At 40.3% G+C, this 20,216-nt stretch carries 18 protein-coding genes; 7 read left to right on the top strand and 11 right to left on the bottom strand.

The window, feature by feature from the left end:
- Positions 1–61: 61 nt before the first annotated feature.
- A complete protein-coding gene (locus AAEU31_RS02665; RefSeq protein ID WP_421966341.1) occupies positions 62–2,533 on the top strand; it encodes an EAL domain-containing protein in 2,472 nt (823 codons plus the stop codon).
- On the opposite strand, the gene AAEU31_RS02660 is transcribed toward AAEU31_RS02665, so the two are convergent.
- The 3 genes from AAEU31_RS02660 to AAEU31_RS02650 form a co-directional block, all read right to left on the bottom strand.
- A complete protein-coding gene (locus tag AAEU31_RS02660) occupies positions 2,530–3,102 on the bottom strand; it encodes a manganese efflux pump MntP (protein ID WP_421966340.1) in 573 nt (190 codons plus the stop codon). The two genes, AAEU31_RS02665 and AAEU31_RS02660, sit on opposite strands and share 4 nt — an antisense overlap.
- 88 nt (positions 3,103–3,190) lie before the next feature.
- Positions 3,191–5,314 carry a hypothetical protein gene (locus AAEU31_RS02655; protein ID WP_421966339.1) on the bottom strand — a complete coding sequence of 708 codons (2,124 nt, stop codon included), beginning with the start codon at positions 5,312–5,314 and terminating at the stop codon, positions 3,191–3,193.
- A gap of 125 nt (positions 5,315–5,439) precedes the next feature.
- Positions 5,440–6,744 carry an NAD(P)/FAD-dependent oxidoreductase gene (locus tag AAEU31_RS02650; protein WP_421966338.1) on the bottom strand — a complete coding sequence of 435 codons (1,305 nt, stop codon included), beginning with the start codon at positions 6,742–6,744 and terminating at the stop codon, positions 5,440–5,442.
- Positions 6,745–7,003: 259 nt separating this feature from the next.
- Here AAEU31_RS02650 and AAEU31_RS02645 point away from each other — a divergent pair, with 259 nt between their 5' ends.
- The gene (locus tag AAEU31_RS02645; RefSeq protein WP_421966337.1) at positions 7,004–8,938 is read left to right on the top strand and encodes a RecQ family ATP-dependent DNA helicase; all 1,935 of its coding nucleotides are present in this window, start codon (positions 7,004–7,006) and stop codon (positions 8,936–8,938) included.
- A 7-nt stretch (positions 8,939–8,945) separates the two neighbouring features.
- Here AAEU31_RS02645 and AAEU31_RS02640 read toward each other — a convergent pair whose 3' ends face one another.
- The 4 genes from AAEU31_RS02640 to AAEU31_RS02625 form a co-directional block, all read right to left on the bottom strand.
- A complete protein-coding gene (locus tag AAEU31_RS02640; protein WP_421966336.1) occupies positions 8,946–9,866 on the bottom strand; it encodes a nucleotidyl transferase AbiEii/AbiGii toxin family protein in 921 nt (306 codons plus the stop codon).
- Between the two features lies 1 nt (position 9,867).
- On the bottom strand, positions 9,868–10,392 hold the full coding sequence (gene abiEi, locus AAEU31_RS02635; RefSeq protein ID WP_332393590.1) for a type IV toxin-antitoxin system AbiEi family antitoxin: 525 nt from the start codon (positions 10,390–10,392) through the stop codon (positions 9,868–9,870).
- A gap of 111 nt (positions 10,393–10,503) precedes the next feature.
- The gene (locus tag AAEU31_RS02630) at positions 10,504–11,871 is read right to left on the bottom strand and encodes a TrkH family potassium uptake protein (RefSeq protein WP_421966335.1); all 1,368 of its coding nucleotides are present in this window, start codon (positions 11,869–11,871) and stop codon (positions 10,504–10,506) included.
- Positions 11,868–12,527, bottom strand: coding sequence for a potassium channel family protein (locus AAEU31_RS02625; RefSeq protein ID WP_054553462.1), 660 nt, complete (start codon positions 12,525–12,527; stop codon positions 11,868–11,870). The genes AAEU31_RS02630 and AAEU31_RS02625 overlap by 4 nt, the downstream gene beginning before the upstream one ends.
- A 177-nt stretch (positions 12,528–12,704) precedes the next feature.
- On the opposite strand from AAEU31_RS02625, the gene AAEU31_RS02620 reads away from it, so the two are divergent.
- From AAEU31_RS02620 to AAEU31_RS02610, 3 genes are all read left to right on the top strand, one after another.
- A complete protein-coding gene (locus AAEU31_RS02620) occupies positions 12,705–14,009 on the top strand; it encodes a DUF4118 domain-containing protein (RefSeq protein WP_421966334.1) in 1,305 nt (434 codons plus the stop codon).
- The gene (locus AAEU31_RS02615) at positions 14,002–14,670 is read left to right on the top strand and encodes a response regulator (RefSeq protein ID WP_062564727.1); all 669 of its coding nucleotides are present in this window, start codon (positions 14,002–14,004) and stop codon (positions 14,668–14,670) included. Before AAEU31_RS02620 ends, AAEU31_RS02615 begins: the two co-directional genes overlap by 8 nt.
- Before the next feature lie 99 nt (positions 14,671–14,769).
- Positions 14,770–15,678 (top strand): diguanylate cyclase, encoded by a 909-nt coding sequence (locus AAEU31_RS02610; RefSeq protein WP_421966333.1) that lies wholly within the window; start codon positions 14,770–14,772, stop codon positions 15,676–15,678.
- Between the two features lie 74 nt (positions 15,679–15,752).
- Here AAEU31_RS02610 and AAEU31_RS02605 read toward each other — a convergent pair whose 3' ends face one another.
- Together AAEU31_RS02605 and curA are read right to left on the bottom strand one after the other, a co-directional pair.
- A complete protein-coding gene (locus tag AAEU31_RS02605; RefSeq protein ID WP_421966332.1) occupies positions 15,753–16,370 on the bottom strand; it encodes a glutathione S-transferase family protein in 618 nt (205 codons plus the stop codon).
- A 47-nt stretch (positions 16,371–16,417) separates the two neighbouring features.
- Positions 16,418–17,449 carry an NADPH-dependent curcumin/dihydrocurcumin reductase gene (gene curA / locus AAEU31_RS02600; protein ID WP_135926754.1) on the bottom strand — a complete coding sequence of 344 codons (1,032 nt, stop codon included), beginning with the start codon at positions 17,447–17,449 and terminating at the stop codon, positions 16,418–16,420.
- Positions 17,450–17,634: 185 nt separating this feature from the next.
- Between curA and AAEU31_RS02595 the strand changes: the two genes are divergently transcribed.
- On the top strand, positions 17,635–18,036 hold the full coding sequence (locus tag AAEU31_RS02595) for a hypothetical protein (protein ID WP_138558187.1): 402 nt from the start codon (positions 17,635–17,637) through the stop codon (positions 18,034–18,036).
- Between the two features lie 10 nt (positions 18,037–18,046).
- Positions 18,047–18,892: an SMP-30/gluconolactonase/LRE family protein gene (locus tag AAEU31_RS02590; protein WP_421966331.1), complete on the top strand. Its 846-nt coding sequence runs from the start codon at positions 18,047–18,049 to the stop codon at positions 18,890–18,892.
- Here the strand turns inward: AAEU31_RS02590 and AAEU31_RS02585 are convergent.
- Both AAEU31_RS02585 and AAEU31_RS02580 read right to left on the bottom strand, forming a co-directional pair.
- Positions 18,889–19,122: a helix-hairpin-helix domain-containing protein gene (locus tag AAEU31_RS02585; protein ID WP_235382952.1), complete on the bottom strand. Its 234-nt coding sequence runs from the start codon at positions 19,120–19,122 to the stop codon at positions 18,889–18,891. The genes AAEU31_RS02590 and AAEU31_RS02585 overlap by 4 nt on opposite strands.
- Complete coding sequence (locus tag AAEU31_RS02580; RefSeq protein ID WP_421966330.1) at positions 19,112–20,107, bottom strand: hypothetical protein; 996 nt, start codon at positions 20,105–20,107, stop codon at positions 19,112–19,114. The genes AAEU31_RS02585 and AAEU31_RS02580 overlap by 11 nt, the downstream gene beginning before the upstream one ends.
- Positions 20,108–20,216 lie beyond the last annotated feature (109 nt).

Here is a 20,216-nt window from a genome sequence, read left to right as displayed (position 1 = left end):
AAAGGTGTTAAAAAATAATTTTAATTGGCGATGGCAATAATAAAGGACTAGAGTTTTCTTAATGATTTTAAAAGAGGCGACGGAAGTGCTTTTTACTCATCAAGAGAACAAACCCAGTAAAATTATGGTTGTTGATGACGAGCCAACAAGCTTAATGATTATGTTAGAGGCTTTAAACGACCTTGGTGAGATTGAATGTGTCGATAATGGCGCTGAGGCCCTTAAAAAAGCGGTTTTATTTCAACCAGATGTTATTTTACTTGATATTGAAATGCCAGATATGGATGGTTTTGAGGTTTGTAGACAGCTTAAAAACAACCCTATCACCCAATCAATTAGTGTCATATTTGTAACTTCGCACAATGGACAAAAATTTGAATACCAGAGTTTTGCAAGCGGTGGTATTGATTTAATCATTAAACCTGTCGATTTAACTATTTGTCGTTTGAGAGTACAAAATCAATTAAAAATCAAACATCAAGAAAGACAAATTCTTGCAGCAAAAAATGATATTTCAACGTTAGTTGAGCAAGTTCCTGTGTATATATCTTACTGGTCAAAAACAGAGGAAAATTTATTTAGTAATGATGAAACCGCCCATTGGTTTGCAAAAAGCAGTGAGCAAATGCTTGGTTGTTTCGCTAAAGATGTATTACCTGAAAAGCTGTATGCGGCTTTTCATCGTTGTATAACTGAAGGCATAGAGCAAGAAGTTTTAAATATACAGTTGCCCAGCCCTCGTAATAGGATTGAATATGTTAGAGCGCAAATAAATTTAAGAGTAATAGAGCAAGAGGTTACTGGTGTCATTCTTACTCTTTCGGACATCACCTCTATTACCAATACAAAAAAACAGCTATCGAATGAATCAGAACGTCTACGAGTTATGCTCAATTCGATTGGTGATGCTGTGATTGCTACGGACAACAACGCAATAATTAATTTTATGAACCCCATTGCAGAGCGTTTGACGGGATGGCATGCCGATGACGCAAAAGGCAGGCATATTGAAGAAGTTATGAACCTGGTTGATGCATCATCAAATACACGCTTAGTGAATCCTATTTTAGTTGCTTTAAAAGAGCACCGTATTGTTGCAATGGCCCTTAATAGCCAATTGGTGGGTTTTGATGGCCGTGTTCATCGTGTTGAAGATTCTGCAGCTCCTATTCGTGATATTGAAAACAACATTATTGGTGGCATCATCGTTTTTCATGATGTCAGTGAGTCGGTAGCAATGGCAGTAAAAATGACCCACTTGGCAAATCATGATTTATTGACAGATTTGCCAAACCGAGTTTTGCTACATGATAGGGTGGTTCATGCGTGTAAAGTTGCTTTAAGCATGAAAAAAAGTGTGGCTTTGATGTTGATAGATATCGACCACTTTAAATATTTAAATGACACATTAGGGCATCATAAAGGCGATTTGATTATAAAGCATGTTGCCAATCGGCTAGAGTCATTACTTGATTTAAATACTACACTCGCACGTATTGGTGGCGATGAATTTGTGGTGCTGATCCCCGATGTAAAATCAACAAGTAACGTAGATAGTATTGCTCTAGAAATTATAAATACGATGGCAATGCCTTTTCGCATTGATGGCCAAAATTATAACTTGTCTGTGAGTGTTGGTGTGAGTATGAACCCAAACGACTCATCTACTGCAGAAGAGCTTATGACTCATGCAGACGCTGCTATGTATAGAGCAAAAGAACAAGGGCGAAACCGGTTTTGTTATTACTCTGACGACTTAGAACATCAATTTAAGCAGCGTCAAAGCATTGAAAAGCTATTAAGAAATGCAATTGAACACGAAGAGATAGACGTTTATTACCAACCCAAGCTGGCTCTCGCTAGTGAGGAAATTGTAGGCGTAGAGGCTTTAGTTCGTTTACGGGATGAGAATAATAACCTTGTCTCGCCTCTGGATTTTATTCCGCTTGCCGAAGAAACGGGCTTAATTCATGCATTAGGGTTATCGGTTTTAAAACAAAGTTGTGCTGCAGCCAAAGATTGGGCTGATAAAGGCTATAAAATAAAAGTAGCGGTAAATATTGCCGCGAAACAATTTACTGACAAAAACTTTTGCAATACTGTTGCTCAAACACTCCAAGAGACAGGGCTTCCAAGTGAGTTGCTAGAGTTAGAGGTAACAGAAAGCGCACTGATGCATGATTTCGAAGAAATCAAAAGTATGTTGAATAACCTAGCTTCATTGGGGTTAGCGATTGCTATTGATGACTTTGGTACAGGTTATTCAAGTTTGTCATATTTAAAACTGTTTCCGGTGGATGTGTTAAAAATTGATCAGTCATTTATTCGCGATATGCTCACTGATACGCAAAGTATGGATATTGTTAGAACCATTACAAGCTTAGCGCATACTCTAAATTTACAGATTGTAGCGGAAGGAATCGAAGAAAAAGCACATTTAGAGAGTTTAATTGAATTAGGTTGCGAGCTTGGGCAAGGGTATTATTTTTATAAACCAATGCCCAAAGAAGCGTTTGATGCGTTGTTAGATTAAGCCATAGTATGACTGTACAAAATACCGCAGCCAATTAACACTAGAGCTATACCACCAATTGCTTCAGCTTTTTTACCAACCCAGCCACTGATAACATTGCCAAGTAATGAACCAATAGTGACCATTATCGTAGTTGCAAGGCCAATCATGGCGGCTGCTAAGTAAATGTTTACTTTCATGAATGCGAGGCTGATACCCACCGTCATAGCATCAATACTAGTACCAACAGCCGTGAGTAAGGTGGCCATTAACGAGCGTTTATTTGTTGCTGTTAATGTATCGTCTTCATCGTCACCTTCTTTACGGCTTTCAAGCAACATATGAACACCTAGGCCTACCAATAGCACAAAAGCAATCCAGTGATCATAGGCTTCAACATATTCAGCACCTGCACTGCCAATTAGCCAGCCGATAACAGGGGCAATAGCCTCAATACAGCCGAAGATCAGACCCAATTTAATCGCACTTAAAACGCGCGGGCTTTTTAGTGTACTGCCTTTAGTGATTGATGCGGCAAATGCATCGGTAGACATAGCAAGAGATAATACACTCAGAGTAACAATGTTCAATTTTTGCGCCCCACAAAAAGTGCGTATTATACGCACTAGAACTTTAAACAGATAGGTTAATTTTTGTTTTTAGGGCTCTGTATTGAACTTATAAAGCGCTATATTGATAGTTATTCATGAGTGTATCTTCAGAAGGTGTGAGTTTTGGCTCAAGTTGAATAAGCGCTTCATAGACGCTTGGAGCGAGCTCTTTGAGTCGTTGTGCCCGGCTAAAATGATTTTGCTCGAAATGGTTAACGAGCTTGAGTGCATTTGGCATATAGTCAACAAGAGTTTGCGTGTTATAACTTTGCTCAAGTGCTTGATCGAGAATATCTAGTCCTGGTTTTGAAAAGTCGTGGGGTACTCCCAATTTGATTAAAAACTCAATTGCTTTATTTGAGTGATCAGTCGCATAAAAATACATATCCATGTCAAATGTATCTGTTAACGAAAAATCAAAACCATTTTCGGCTAATGATTGCCAATCTGATAGTGGAAGATTCTTCAGTAAGTAAAGGGCGCTTGGTGGAGTTGGATTAGCTCTGCTTTGCCAAATAGCGTTCATTTGTTCGATATTTTCTAAGGTTTTTGCAAGCAGTAAATTCGTTTGGTGCGTGCTGAGTTTGGCACCCTGCGTAATAGTTGCGAGGGCATTAAAGTCGTTATTGTTAATTGCTTCTTTAAAGGCATCTGGTTGATAAGGGGTTTGTTGCCTTAAATCTCGAAAATGCATGAGATGCCAGTAATGAACAAGCATGGGGTCAATCTCTTGCAACATGTCAGCGGTCAATGGGCCTTGGCGCGCTTCGAGTTGTTTTATTTCATCCATTGCTTGTGAGCGGGTTTTAATCGCTTCTAAAATACTTAAATCTTGTTCTACCTGTTGGCACGTTTCATCAGCGGGTTTAAATTGTTGCTTTTGCTTTTCGTAGGCACGCAGCGCGTCTGAAATAGCTGAATCATCTTTGCTTTGATGCTTGAAGGCAGCTTTGTTTGCAATCAGGGGAATATCGTTTAATTCATCAAATGCTTTTGCGGCAAATTGCTCACCTACGAACAATAAGCTGTTTGGTAAAAGTGATGACTTAAACATCAACAAGCGATCTTCTGATGTGTCTCTCACATGCTCGCCATGGGCTTTGTAGCCTTTATCCTTAAGGTACTTTAATGTATCTCGGTGTTTGTTTTCAATAGGTTGCACTTGACTGTTTGAGCTGCCTTTTAAGTTAACAAGAGCGATATCCATCGCCGTGAATACATCGGGCAGATTGGTTGGCTCAATACCGCGCTCATTCAAAAGCTCTAATATCGGCACATTGAACTCACTGACTGCAACATCAGCCAGATTTAAATAGAGCTGCTCATGAATAAAATTATCACTCATGGCTGTTGGTACACCGCTTAACTGTGCCGTTTGCGCTATTAATGCTGCTATATACGTATTGGGTAAGTTGCTTTTTATGGCAATGGCTATGTCATTTATCGTAAAGTCTTTTGTCGATATGGCATTTTCAAATTCTGTCTCAGTTAAACTATGCGCGTTTAGAATAAATAAGATTGACGGCGAAATAAGTGCCGATGGACCTAGCTGAAACGGTGATTTTAAATACGTATTAAAGTTATCAGTGTTATCTAATAATTTGTATAGCGCTGTTTTATTTACTTGCTCTGGGAGTGGTGCGTCGAACATGATTGAACGGGTATTAATGTTCAGAGACTCAGCATTAGATGTTAATTTTTTAACAGTGTCGGCATCAAAATAATCAACAACCTCAAGTCCTTGCCAGTTTTTTAATATACTTATTGAGTCTGCATACTGAAACTGCTCTTCGGCATTACTTTTAATTGCGTTTATCAGTAAGGACTCAAATGAGCGATAAGATATTTTGGTTAGTTCTGAATAACTTAAAATTTCTGAGAGGGGTAAACCGTCTTTGAGTGCTTGCTTAAGAGCAGCATCAATTTGGCTATGATCAGTGGCCGCTTGTGTGGCTTTTATACTTTGTTGCTCACACTCAAGCTTTGCAAGTCGTAACTTTTTTAGAGCTGATGCTTTGCTGGTGTTTTGTTTATTTACATCTTCAGTTACAGAGCTCAGGCTAGCAACATTATTAGTGTGTATGGGCAATTCAGCAGTAACTGTCTCGCTTTGGGTCTGTTTATCAAAGTACAGGTAGGTTCCTACTGCACAAAGGCCTATAAATACTGTGAGTGAAATACCTTTTTTCATATTCAATCCATGGACTTAACTTGCAGAAATTGTATGGCTTTATATTTTGCTGTCAATGACTTAGGGACGAAGAGCATATATAGCCGACAAACAACTGATTTGTCGGCTATGTTTTGCACTGTAGCCTAATGCAGTTTCATTTTTGGCCTAACAACGCGCAGTACTTTTTCGCTGATCCACAATGCAAAGGTTTTTGCGCTGCCATGAATGGCTCGTTGATGCATACGATAGAGCGAAATATACATAAATCGCGCTATTTTCCCTTCAATAAAAAAGCTATTACTGGTTAAGTTACCCATTAAACTACCTACCGTGCTGTAGCGTGACAAATTAACTAAAGAGCCATGATCACTGTAAGTAAAGGCACTGAGTGGCTGATTTTTGAGTGTGGCTATTAGGTTTTTTTCAACACATTGTGCCATTTGATGGGCCGATTGCGCTCTTGGGGGCACTTGTGTGCCATCTTCTTGGGTAAATGCGCAGCAATCACCAATTACAAAAATGTCGTCGTTGATACTACTTTGCAGGTATTGATTCACCTTAATTTGATTATTGCGGGTGAGTTCAAAAATACCAATGTCTTTAATGAAATCAGGGGCTTTTACGCCTGCAGCCCAAACCATAATATCGGCTTTAATATGTTCATCGTTTTTGGTGATAAAGCTGTTTTCTGTGGCCTCTTTTACTTGCGTGCCTTCGCGTACTGTTACTCCTAACTTAACCAGCTCTCGTTTAGCCGAATTTGCAATGCGCTCGGGTAAAGCGGGTAAAATTCGCGGCCCCGCTTCAATTAAATCAATGTGTAAGCGTTTAGCAGTCATTTTATTAAGGCCATACATTTTTAGCATGTCTGACACATGATAAAGCTCTGCCGACAGCTCAACCCCGGTTGCACCACCGCCGACTATAGCAATGGTTAAAGAATGCTGTGGATCATCATCTTGATGTAAACGGGTGAAGTTATCGAGTAGGGCATGCTGAAAGCGTTCAGCTTGTTGGTTTGAATCAAGGTAGAAACAATGCTTGTTAACGCCTGGGGTATTAAAGTCGTTACTGACACTGCCTATAGCAAGTACTAGGTAGTCATAACTCACTTGGCGCTCAGGTAAAATGCGGTGGCCGAGCTCGTCTTTTAACTCGCTTAAAGTAATGGTTTTGTTGGTTTGATCTAAGTGGCAAAAGCTGCCGAGTTGAAAATTATAATGATGTTTTGCTGCATGAGCTGAGTATACAACGCCGTCTAAATCGGCATCAATCGACCCCGTCGCTACTTCATGAAGTAACGGCTTCCAAATATGGCTGCGGTTTTTATCGATTAAAAGTATCTCTGCTTGGCGTTTTTTCCCGAGTTTGTGTCCTAATTGTGTTGCCAGTTCTAAGCCACCAGCGCCACCACCGACTATCACGATTTTAGGAGGTTGGTTAATCATTACGTTGCCCTCAAAAGTATAATACCTAAACACTCTTGCGAAAAAGCGCTTAGGTATTGCAAATCCATCCATCAATACCCCATGGCAACCCACCCATTGTGCGCCTTTTTGATGATTTTGTCAGTACCCATTAAGAACAATGTAGTTAACTTAGTTATATGAATGACCTTGGGAGATTGAGCCAAACACGTTAGTATGGCTAATTCGCAGTAAGAGACCTATCATTACCTGAAAAAGGGAATGACAGTGAGGGATCAGGATGACTACACCACTACACACTTCGTTGAATCAATACTTTGGCTTTAATGAATTTCGCCAAGGTCAGCAACAAACCATTGAGCAGTTATTAAATCAGCAATCGTCGTTGGCAATTTTTCCAACTGGCTCGGGTAAATCTTTGTGCTATCAATTAAGTGCATTGCACTTACCTAACTTGACCTTAGTGGTATCGCCATTATTGGCACTGATGAAAGATCAAATCAGCTTTTTAAATAGCAAAGGTATTTACGCGGCAAGCCTTGATTCAAGCCAAACCAGTGAGCAAAGCCATACGGTAATGAGTGATGTGCGAACAGGGAAGGTGAAAATTTTAATGGTCTCAGTTGAGCGCTTTAAGAATGAGCGCTTTCGTGAATTTATTAAACAAGTGCCTATTTCAATGCTGGTGGTCGATGAAGCGCACTGTATATCTGAATGGGGTCACAACTTTAGGCCTGACTACTTAAAGCTACCGCGCTATCGTGATGAGCTTAATATTCCCTTGGTATTGCTACTTACCGCCACTGCCACTAAAAAGGTAAAGCGTGATATGTGCGAGCGTTTTGCTATTGCCCCTGAGTGTGTAGTGCAAACTGGCTTTTACCGAAGCAATCTCGATTTGTCAGTGCTCAGTGTTGCAAGCCAAGAAAAGCCTCAGCAATTAGCAAGTATTATAGCCAGCCAACAAGGGGCTGGGATTGTTTATGTCACCTTACAACATACCGCCGAGCAAGTAGCAGAAGGCTTGGCAAGAGCGGGCTTTAATGCGGTGGCTTATCATGCAGGCCTTGAGGATGATAAACGCTGGCAAATTCAAGATGATTTTATGGCGGGTAAAATCAATATTGTCGTGGCAACCATTGCTTTTGGTATGGGCGTTGATAAATCTGATATTCGTTTTGTGATCCACTATGATTTGCCAAAATCGATTGAAAACTATAGCCAAGAGATAGGCCGCGCAGGCCGAGATGGTGCGCCATCAAACTGTTTTACTCTGGCAAACTTAGATAGCTTAAATACCGTTGAAAACTTCGTTTATGCCGACACTCCCGAGCAAAGTGGGATTGACTATGTCATCAATAACATTCGTAATGAGCAAACTAATAACCAGTGGGAAATGCAAGAGTACAGCTTATCGAGCGAAAGTAATATTCGTGCTTTAGCGTTAAAAACCTTACTGGTGCAGCTAGAGATGCAAGGGGCTATTACACCGTTATATGCCTATTACGCCGATTTTAAATATAAGTTTTTAACGGATCAAAATGAGCTGCTTGGCCAGTTTGATGCTGACCGACAAGCGTTTTTACAGCAGGTATTCAAACATACTGAGTTTAAGAAAATTTGGGGCACACTTAATTTTGATGCGTTAACCCGTGCCACTCAAGTTGATAGAAAGCGCGTGGTTGCAGCGCTCGATTATTTAGCTGAAAAAGGTCATATTGCCCTTGAAACTAAACGTATTACGCAAGTGTATGAGGTGAATAACTCGGTAATAAACCACGCTGATTTAGCACAGCAACTTCACCAATACTTTATCGAAAAAGAGCAGGCCGAAATTAAACGTATTGCCACTTTAGTACGCTTTTTTGAGCTAGATAGCTGCTTAAGTTATAACTTAGCCCGCTATTTTGATGACCAAAATGCACCCCAGCAATGTGGCCATTGTTCAGTATGTAGAGGCCAGCAGGTAAAACTTAGTTATTCATTAGTGCATCAAATGCCTGAGCAAAATGTGATTGCCAGTAAAGTTGCTGAGCTTAAACAGCACTTAGCCGCTAAAGGGGTGAGTGATGTTAGTATCGATACACAGTGCCGCTTTTTAGCGGGCATGAGCGTGCCTTTATTTACTCGTAATAAAGTCAGGCAACTATCAGGTTTTGGCCTTTGCGAACAGCAACGATACAGTGACATTAAAACCTTGCTACAGCAGTTGTAGCAGGGTCTTACATTTTAAAATCAGGCTCTGTAGCTTCGGTAAACATTTTTGACTGAACTGTCTTGAATAACTCTGTCAGGGTATTTTGTAAGTACAACTGAAACTTTTCTTTACCGAGAGTTCTATCGAATACTTCGGTATCTAAAAAGCGTTTCATTTCACCGATAAACTCAGGGCTCGTGGTAAGTTCGGGTAACCTATCAATTAAATGAGTGAGCATGGACTGATATTGCTCAAGTTGATAGTCAGCAACTTTATTTTTAACTAGTTCAATATCTAATTGAGCCCCTTGCTGTTGCAACCAAGCAAGATCCCAAATGTCTCGATGTCGCACATACTTTGTTGTTGCTGGTAATGAAATTATTTTATCAGCCATTACCTCATCGAGTGTTTCAGCTAAGATCAGTGTATCGCTGTATCCATCAGGCAGAAAATCATAGTTCAAATTCAGTGGTAAAGGCTGCTTTGTGTAGGCCGGAATATTGGCAACTTCTAACTTAATTTTTTGTTTGGGTAAATCCTTTCTTTGTGGTGCAGTTACTACTGCAACTTGCCACTTATCAATTTTTAATTCTGAGTATTTAGGGTCTTTTTTTAACTCTTTCGGTTCTTTAACTGTCACCTCAAGGCCATATCTTTCGCCAATATACTTTTCAATACATGCTTTGATATCTTTTAACATGAGTGAATTGAATTCTTTACCACCAGCAAAATCTAAATCTTCACTAAAGCGATTTCCGCCGTAACATAATCTTAAAGAAGTACCTCCTTGAAATACCAGCTTATCAAGGAATCCACCTCTTTCGAGAGCGAATAGGATGTCGTAATGCAATAACTCTTTTTCTATAACAGCCCGCATATGAGAAACATTTGTGGTTTGCATAGCGAGATTTACCAGTTGCGCAAAGTTCTCTTGTTCAGTTTTCATCTTATGCTTCCTCTGCAATTAAATGAGTATTCCGGCCAACTCTTTTTAAATCCCTTAGAGCTGTATTTTTCGTTGCAAATCTCAAAGAGCGATCCGTTTTAATCGTGTTTTTTAGAATGTCTAAACGGTCTCGCTTAGTGTGAGTAAATTCAATTGTACCAAAAGGCGTTTTATATTCACCCGAGCGTCCTGTTGTCATAATGGTCAATCTGCCAACGGGGATTTGTGAAATAATTCCATACTCTGAAAGTGCAGACTCTAAACTAACGTAATTGTACTCACCGCGGCGGATTGTCTTTGCAATTAGCTCCAGCGTATCACTTCCTTTTGACTGAGCAAGAGCGTAAATAAAAATGCCATTTGCAACTCTAATTAAAAAGCCATCATCGATGAGTCGCGAGATCCCCGCTCTCAAGCTCCTATTAGTATCATCAAAAAAAATCTTTGCAAAATCAGACATTGTAAAAATATAACGTCCTTGTTTATCAAATTCTGATAGCTTTTTGATTGCATCTGACTTTTTCAATTTATCTCTCAAGTAATGATTAATGGCATATTTATATGTCATTATTGTAGACTTATTTTACTGCTTTTCAAGTTCACAATTTTAATACTAAAAAGTGTCAAAGATGTGCACTTAGCCAATTTGAATACTGGTAGTAGGGTAGGTCAAAGGTTGGCTGTGCTGGCGAGCAAAACAATAAGCAAATGTTAGTGGCCCAACTCGACCTATCAACATCAGCAATATGATGATGAGCTGACTAGGCGCACTTAAATCCCCAGTAATACCTCGCGAAAGACCTACGGTACTGAGTGCCGAAATTGCCTCAAAGGTAATATCAAGTAACGACCCTTGTTCAAGCTTGGTGATGATCATAATGCTGGTAAAAGCGATAAATAAGTACAGTATCATGACGCTTAATGCCTTGATCACCAACTTGTCGCTCAGCTGACGGTTAAACACGGTGACCGTGGTTTGCTGTTTTAAATAGCTGCGCATGGCTAAAATTAGGATCACAAAGGTGCCTAGTTTTATGCCGCTCGCCGTACTGACTGAACCACCGCCAATTACCATCAGCAGCATAGTCAAAAGCGTTGAATCTTGACTCAAACCATCAATCGGTAGGGTATTAAACCCTGCGGTACGAGGTGTCACCGCTTGAAACCAAGCCGTTAATATCTGCTCGGACGTTGATAGCGGCGCTAATGTTGCGGGATTGGCGTGTTCAAAGAAAAAAATCAATATAAATGCGATGCAGTTGAGCACTAAAGTGGCAATTAACACCAGACGGGTATTGGTTGACAATAATGACCAGCGCTTTTGTTTGTAGATATCAATCAGCACCGTAAACCCTAAGCCACCGATGATAAACAAAGTGGTGATCACCAGGTTTACGGTTATATCGTCTTTGAATGCCGATAAGCTATCGCCACTTAACGCAAAACCCGCATTATTGAACGCCGAAATCGTATAGAACAGACTGTGATAGGCGCTTTTTAGTGCGCCGTAGTCATCGAACCAACTGATAAAGAGTAAGCAAAATGCCACCGACTCAATCACTAATGAATACACTAAAACATACTTAGCAACCTTGATCACCGAGGTTAAATCGTTAGTGTCGAAAGCGCGACTGGCTAGTAAGCGTTGCTGTAAGCCTAGAGTTTTTCCTAAACTTAATATTGAAATCACCGCCACGGTCATAAAGCCAATACCACCTATTTGAATCAGCAGCATTACTACGCTTTGACCAAATACAGTCAGATCAGTACCAGTGTCGATGACCACCAGCCCTGTTACTGTAACCGCAGAGGTTGCCGTAAATAATGCATCGAGCCAGCTGATCGGTTGGGTGCTTGCCATTGGCAACATGAGTAAGCCCGTGCCGAGCATAATTAACACAATAAAGCCGATAGTGAGCACTAAAGGTGGGTTTATTTTTTGCCGCTTACGACACTTTACACCGCTAAATTGTTTAGGGTAAACATTGGCTTGCCAGTTAATCATAATGCACGAAACCGTTTTGCTAATTTAGTTAAGTAGGTTTTAGAGCCCAGTAACACCAAACTATCGCCGTGGCGCAGTTCGGTGTCGTTAGTCAGCTCTGTATTGAAATAATCATCACGTCGTAGTGTGAGCGGTTTAATATCGCTATTACGCTCTTTGAGTAGCCAGCCAATTTTGCGACCTGAAAGTTGCAGATCAATGCCTAGTTCAACAATAAACGTGGATTGGTTAAGCGGGAAATATTGATTAACCATTGGGTAGTTAAGCGCTTGTGCAACCCTCACGCCCATTTCTTCTTCAGGGTGAATAATGCGATCAACGCCGAGTTTACTTAGTATCTGATGATGGCTTTTGGTACAGGCCTTTACCCAAATTTGCTTTACGCCTAAGTTTTTTAAATGCAATACACATAAAATACTGGCTTCAATATTCTCGCCAATGGCCACCAATACGGCTTGGCAACTGGGTAAATCGAGCCGTGCTAATTGTGTTTCATCACTGGCATCAACCACCACAGTAAAACTGAGTTGGTCGGCATAGTGATTAACGGTGCTTTCGCTAATATCGGCAGCACACACTGTATGACCTTGTTTTGAAAGTTCTAAACAGGCGGTTACGCCAAAACGTCCTAATCCGATTACTGCAAACTGAGCCATTGTCTTTCTCGCTATTGTGGGTACGCGCTAAATGCTAATAGCAAAAAAACAGAAGTCTTTAGAGAAGTTGAAAGCTTTATAAAGATTTTATGCTGAGATAAAAAAACTTTATAAAAACTTTATAGTGACAAAACTGAAAACCCTTTAATCTAATAGGGACAAAAAATAAGTGAAAAGATGATGCAGTCAGTATTCAAAATACAGTATTTAAAAGCCGCATTTTTAAGTGTGTTGATGCCACTTGTGGTGGTGCTCGCGATATTCCCGTTTCGAGAACTGTTTACAACCACCGATATTGTTATGTTACAGCTGCTGTGGGTGACCTGGGTTGCGGTGCGCAGTAATCGTCGTGTTGCTGCGCTTACTACCTTGGTGAGTGTTGCCTGCACGGACTGGTTTTATGTGGTGCCGTATTTCACTTTTCATATTGAAAATATTGAATATGTGGTCACTTTTTTGGTGATGTTGATTGTGGGTTTAGTCATAAGCCACCTAGCCGGCGAGCTCAATACCAAGGTTCGCGATGTGCAAGCCCATGCAAGTAATAGTCGCTTATTGTATGAATTAGCAAAAAAGCTTAATGATCTCGATAGCCTTGAGGAGCAAAAGCAGCTGTTTTTAACAACCATGGCCGCGCATTTAAAGGTTGCATGTGATTGGCAGTTAACAGCGTCTAAGCAGTTTATTTATTTAAATGAGCAACAAGCGGAATTTGGCGGCATCGCGTTTGCTAAAGCACTTAATGCCGAGCAACTTGCTTTGGCTAATACAGCGTGCTCTTTACTGTATCAGGTTCAAGAAAAAACCTTACTACGCGAGCAATCAGCGGCGATTAAAGTACAGGCGGAGTTAGAAAGGTCAAAAAACACCTTGTTGCGCAGTTTATCCCATGACTTACGAACACCATTAGCGACCATTATGGGCGCATCAAGCATGTTGGCTGATGATGATATTCAACTAAGCTCTGAGGTTATCAAAGAGCAAGCTGCTAATATTTATGAGCAAAGTAAAATTCTTAATCAGCACTTTGATAAAGTCATGGAGCTCAGTAAAGTGAATAAGTTAGCTGAGAATATTAAATGGCAAAAACTACCCATTTTGACCTTAATTAGCGAAGCTAAATCACGCCGCCAGCAACAACTACATAACTTTAAACTGCACATCGAAGCTCAGCAACAAAGCATCTGTTTTGGCGATGAAACCTTACTTGAAATTGCCTTTGCCAATATGCTCGAAAACGCAGCTCGTTACGGAGATGGTTCGGCGAACATGCAATTTATTGAAACACAAGACGAATACCAAATTGTGTTAACTAACCCTTTTGCTAATAAGCACGAGACGAGTCAAGATGAAGGCGTTGGCCTAGGGAGTGTTATTTGCGATGTGGTTGCTAAATGTCATCAGGGGCGCTTTGAATTAACCCTCAATGAGCAGACAAAGCAGGCAACAGCTATATTAATTTGGAGTAACAGCCGTGGCTAATATTTTGGTTTTAGAGGACTCACCGCCTCTGCAAAGTTTTTTAAAAACACTGCTCAAAGCAAGTAACCATGAAGTCAGTGTGTGCGCGAAAGGGCTTGATGCGTTTGCACTTTTAAGCCAGCAGCAGTTTGATTTAGTGCTGCTTGATTTAGGTTTGCTCGATATGGATGGGCAAGATTGGCTGGTGGAGTTTAGGCAGTGGAGCCTGCTCCCTGTTTTGGTACTTTCTGCACGCGACGGCGAAACAGAAAAAGTCACCGCCCTTGATAACGGCGCTAACGATTATCTGACCAAACCATTCAGCGCAAACGAATTACTAGCACGTATTCGGGTGCTACTGCGTATGCAAACAACACCAAGCCTGACCCTGCAATGTGGCGATATTCACATCGACCCACATAAACATGTGGTGCGTAAAGGTGCTGAAGAAGTCAAACTAACTAAAAAAGAGTACGCTATTTTGCTGTTGTTATTTCAGCAAAAAGACAAGGTGTTAACGCATAACGCTATTTTATCTGAGGTGTGGGGAGAGCAGTATATTAATCGCCCTGAATACGTGCGTGTACATATTGGTCAGTTAAGACAAAAGCTTGAGCAAAATGCGGCAAGCCCTAAACATATCTTAACTGAGCCCGCTGTGGGTTATCGATTAGTTGATTGAGTTTAATAATAGTCACGACTTTTTTAATTTGCTGTTGAGCTTATAGGCTTTTTAAACTATTGTTTTAGTTTACGAAAATAATGAAAAGGTGCTTGATAATTGGCTACTGCTGATCAAGGTGGCAAACGGATATTTTCACTTTCAAATAAACAACTTGAAGAACTCATTGCTGCAATTGAGCAAGCAATTGAATGGCATCAATGTTGGTACAAACGCTTACTGCGTAGCCTTATTGCCAATGTACCAGCATGTGAAGAAGATCTTGACGATAATGCTCATGCATTATGCGAATTTGGTCTTTGGTTTAATAAACTCCCCTCTAGTTCTAAAAATTTACACCCGTATTTTGCTGAAATTGAAATAGCGCATCAAAAAATGCATCACGGGGCTAAAGTACTTTTATCTTTGAATGAAGCTAATTCAAAAATCCCGGTCAATCTTTTGGATCAATTTCATGAAGATTTAGATAGAGTCCGCTATTTATTTGAGGCAGTGAATGAAGACTTCTCTAAACTTTTGCATAATCGTGATCCCCTAACAGGTGCAAACAACCGCACTCATTTACTTAGCAATCTGCGAGAGGAGCATGAGCTTGCGAAAAGAAAGTCACTTAGCTGTGCGTTGATTATGATCGATCTCGATCATTTTAAACGTGTTAATGATCAATATGGTCATTCCGCAGGAGATAAAGTATTGGTTGCTCTTGTTAAGTGTATTAACTCTCACCTAAGAAAATATGATCATCTGTATCGCTATGGCGGCGAAGAGTTTTTAGTATGCTTGCCACAAACAGACCTAAAAGGTGCTCAATCATTTGCTGAGCGCTTGAGAGTCGGTGTTGAAGAACTTGAAATAGATATAGGTAAAGATAAACCGATAAAAATTACCGGCTCTTTTGGGGTCTCTTCTATTCGCGCTGACGATGATATTGAAACAGCAATAGAGACCGCGGATAAAGCTATGTATCAGGCAAAAGAGTCGGGACGCAACCAAGTGTGTGTAACCTGATTGGTAGCTTTGCAGCTTTATTTTATTGAAGAAGGAAAACAGTGACAGTTTATAAATTGTCACTGCATATTAGATCAGTCGTATTTTGCTTCTAACTCATTGGCTGTGTGATAGCTTTCGTGAGTTTTTAGCTGCTCAAAGTAGCGTTCGATTTCAGGGAAGTACGACAGCTTACCCGCCTGAGCAACTTGCTCTACAACAAAAGACATCATGAAATCAGCACCGGTCAATGTGTCATCGACTAAGTACTGCTTACCTTGTAATTGCTGATTAACATAGCTCAGTATTTTTGCAATTTCATTATCGGCGTAGTCGGCAATAAAGTTAGTTTGACAGCCGTCTTTAGTAATAAAGAGTTTTAGTAAAAGGGGCACCATGGCAGAACTTTCAGCAAAATGCAGCCATTGCTGATAGTCAACATAGCTGTCGCTTTGCTGGCTTGGCATAAACTTGCCTTCACCGTACTTACTAATTAAGTAGTCAGTAATTGCGCCAGATTCTGTAATTACTTTACCGTTATCTTCAATAACGGGCGATTTACCCAGCGGATGAATTTGTTTTAGTTCATCAGGTGCTAAGAAGGTTTCTTTATTGCGTTGATAAGCAACAATGTCGTAATCGACACCAAGCTCTTCCAGTAACCAAATAATACGTTTAGAGCGTGATTTATTTAAATGGTGTAATTTAATCATTCGTTATCCTTAAAAATGGCGTAGCCAAGCTGACTACGCCTTGAAATTTAAATTGGCTGCTGAACTTGCACGACAGTTTTACCGAAGTTCTCACCATTTAACATCGCATTAAAGGCGTTCAGCGTATTTTCGAAATTAGCTTCAAGATGCTCTTTATATTTGATTTTTCCTTCGCTTAACCATGTTTGCATGTCTTTTGCGAATTCCTCATAACGATGGGCGTAGTCATCAAAAATAATAAACCCTTGCACTTTAATGCGTTTCTTTAAAATGTGACCCATAAGCATAGATAAGCGATCTGGACCTGGCGGCAGCTCGGTAGCGTTGTACTGTGATACTAAACCACATAACGGAATACGTGCTTTTGTATTCAGCAGGGGTAACACGGCATCAAATACATGGCCACCGACATTTTCGTAATAAACATCAATACCATTATTACACGCTGCGCTTAACTGCTCTGCAAAATCATTTGCTTTGTGATCAATACAGGCATCAAAGCCTAGGTTTTCAACGGCATGTTGGCATTTTTCTTTACCGCCAGCTACGCCAACGACCTTACAGCCTTTTAATTTAGCTATTTGCCCTACAGTTGCACCAACAGGCCCTGTAGCTGCAGCAACCACGACTGTTTCGCCCTGCTTTGGCTCACCAATATCTAAAAGCCCCATGTAGGCGGTAAAACCAGGCATACCCATAATACCAAGTGCATACGAAGGATTTTCAGGGTTTTTCCCCAGTTTCATTAAGCCTTCAGTGTCGCTTATTGCGTATTCTTGCCAGCCCGTATAGGCCAACACCCATTCACCTTCTTGGTAGTCAGGGTGGTTTGATTGCTCAACTTGGCATACGGTTGCGCCTACCATTACATCACCAATCTTTACAGGATCAGCGTATGATTCAGCATCGCTCATTCGTCCTCGCATATAGGGGTCAAGTGATAGATAAATGGTTCTGAGTAATACCTCGCCATCTTTTGGCGCTGATACTGAGTTAGTTTTTAAAACAACATTGTTTTCATTCGCTACGCCACTTGGGCGAGATTCAAGAATATATTGACGATTTTGAATATCAGACATACTAGGCTCCTTTTGCCAGCAGTAAATTAAGATACGCCTTTAACGTTTTGCGGGCATAACATTAAAAATCAACACTAAAATTGTAATTACTTGATAACGCACCACCTTTTTTAGGATGAGTTTTTGCGCTAAATATGGGAACGGTGTATGCTGTTTTAAAATTAAGCTAACTTAAAAGGATAGTAATGAAGCGTATTTTGTTAGTGGGCTTGGTGACTGTTAATGCTTATGCAAATAACGACGTGTTATCGGTTGATCCAGTGATGCTGCAAAGCGGTAATTTTGCATTTGAAAATGATGACAAACATTACCCTAAGCAAAGTCAATTTAGCATTGTCCATAGTGTATTAATGAGCAGTGAAAGTGGTCGTCGTTTAGCTGTTGTGACGATTGAAAACAAAGCATCAGGCTCGCGTATTTTACAGGCTGACCACATTATGGCGCTGTTTGCTGATGGGCGTCGTGTACATCCGCAAAGCTTTGACGAAGGCATTAAGTTAGATGATGGTGAAAGGCGCTCATTGACTTTGTCTTTTGGTGAAAACGAATATCCCATATTAGCAGTGTATACCAGCTTAGATAATTAAAAGGATTACCATGAAATCAACGCGTCATTTTTTCGTTTTGAGCGCACTTATTTGCTCGCCTGCTGCGCTAGCGATAGATAGCCAAGACTTTGTTAAAGATAACGTTTTTACTCAAGGCGTTGAAGGGCCAACCATGTATAACGGTGCCTTGTACGCGGTGAACTATGCCCAGCAAGGAACCATTGGCCGCGTTGATAACATGGGCAAAACATCGTTATTTGTACGGCTACCAAATGACAGCGTTGGTAATGGCCTACAGTTCGACTCGCAAGGTAATTTATTTATTGCCGATTACGTGAATCACAATATTTTAAAAGTACCTGCTGGCAGCAATAAAGCAGAAGTGTTCGCCCATAATAGCAACATGAATCAACCCAATGACATTGCTATCACCCAAAGCGGTGCGTTGTTTGCAAGTGACCCTAATTGGACGAACGAAACGGGCCAACTTTGGCGTATTAATGCAGATGGCAGCACGCATTTACTCGAAAAAAACATGGGCACCACCAATGGTATTGCCGTTAATAACGACAACACTAAGCTCTATGTGAACGAGAGTGTGCAGCGAGTAGTTTGGCAATATGATCTAGATGAGAACTTAAACATTAGCAATAAAAAAGTTTTGATTAAGTTTGCTGAGCATGGCTTAGACGGCATGCGCGTTAATAATCAAGGACATGTGTTTATCACTCGTTACGGTGCAGGAAAGGTGCTTGAAGTATCGCCTACCGGCAAGCTATTAAATAGCTACCAATTAAAAGGCCAGCATCCAACTAATTTGGCCTTTAACGATACGCAAAGCAAAGTGTATGTCACCATGCAAAAGCGCGGTGCAATAGAAGTGATTGAACTTTAGCCTTGCTTTGCTCGCGTTATAGCGGCGTTGATTGCCGCTTTCGCTTGCGGGCTATTTTGCCAACAACTTGAATGCAGCATTGACGCTACACGTTCAGCAATTGTGTTGGCATCAAACCCGGCTAACTCCTCAAACGATTCAATACCGATTTCTTCAAACCGTTTTATCACCGTAGGCCCCACACCTTTGAGCGCTAAAAGCGCGCTGCGTTCTTGCTGGTTAAATGGCATTTTTTCGCTCCTTGTTGATTGAGTCTATAAAATGATGAGGGTTATCTAGTCCTAGAAAAACAATGTTGATATCACCAATAGGCTCAATGAGCGTGATTTTAATATTTGGGCAACCTGAATAATTATAGCGCTTGATTGTTCGAGCGCGTGAAATGAAATCGGCATTTAAATCAATGGTTTTGATATTTTCTAAAGCAATATTGTAAGCAGGATATAGCCCATAGCGAATAACGAGTTGCGACTTACTGATAGAAACAGGACGCTTTGCAACCGCTCGATACTCTGCAGTAAAGAATAAAAGGCTAAAAATAGTTAAACCAGTGATAATGTTTGCTGCTGATGATGACCATACAAAGTGTAAAAATAAATGCATCAGTGGCAGTTCTAACAAGATAATAAAAATAAAGCCAAGTAAGTTAGCTTGTGATCCATCTTTTTTATGGTAACTAAAATGTTGTTCACCAGTGAAATAGCTTGGTTTAATGTGTTTAGCGTAAAATAAGAAAGCCCACATCCGTGTTTCGAAACATAAAAAGTTTGCAATTACGCTTTGTTTGAAACGCTTGTTAATTGGCCTTTCTATAGCTATATCAGGATCTATCTGCTGGCTTAAAGCGGATTTTATTGCCAGGTACACAGTAATGAGAGCACTTAGCTCTAAAATTACAATCAAAGCTAAAAGCCCGTAACGACCTTGCTCTAAGTAATTCATTAAAAATTTGTTTTGTTCGGGAATAATGTAACTCCCCACTAAAATCGCGAGTGAGCACAGCATCAATGCTTTAAAAGCCGCTTCTTTCTTATTTTTAATTAATATTAAGCAAAGTACAGGTAATACTATCAGTGCATCAAGTAGGTATAACCATTCAAAGTTTGCTTTACCAAAGTCATTTAATGGGTGGCTACCTTGGTAATACATACCCCAAAAAAGACTAATACTAATCAGGAAAATAAATGGGATTTTTGACTTTATTGATTTGAGCATTACATCTTCCTTGCTGCTTTTTGTTGCTCATATCATAACCAACAATCTAAACGCTGTCCCTTTTTTATTGTTGATATAATGACTGCCTGTTTAAAATAAAAAAGCGCAC

It is taken from the genome of Pseudoalteromonas thalassia (assembly GCF_049257215.1).
GTDB lineage: Bacteria > Pseudomonadota > Gammaproteobacteria > Enterobacterales > Alteromonadaceae > Pseudoalteromonas > Pseudoalteromonas lipolytica_C.
This window is presented reverse-complemented; position numbering and strand designations above follow the sequence as displayed.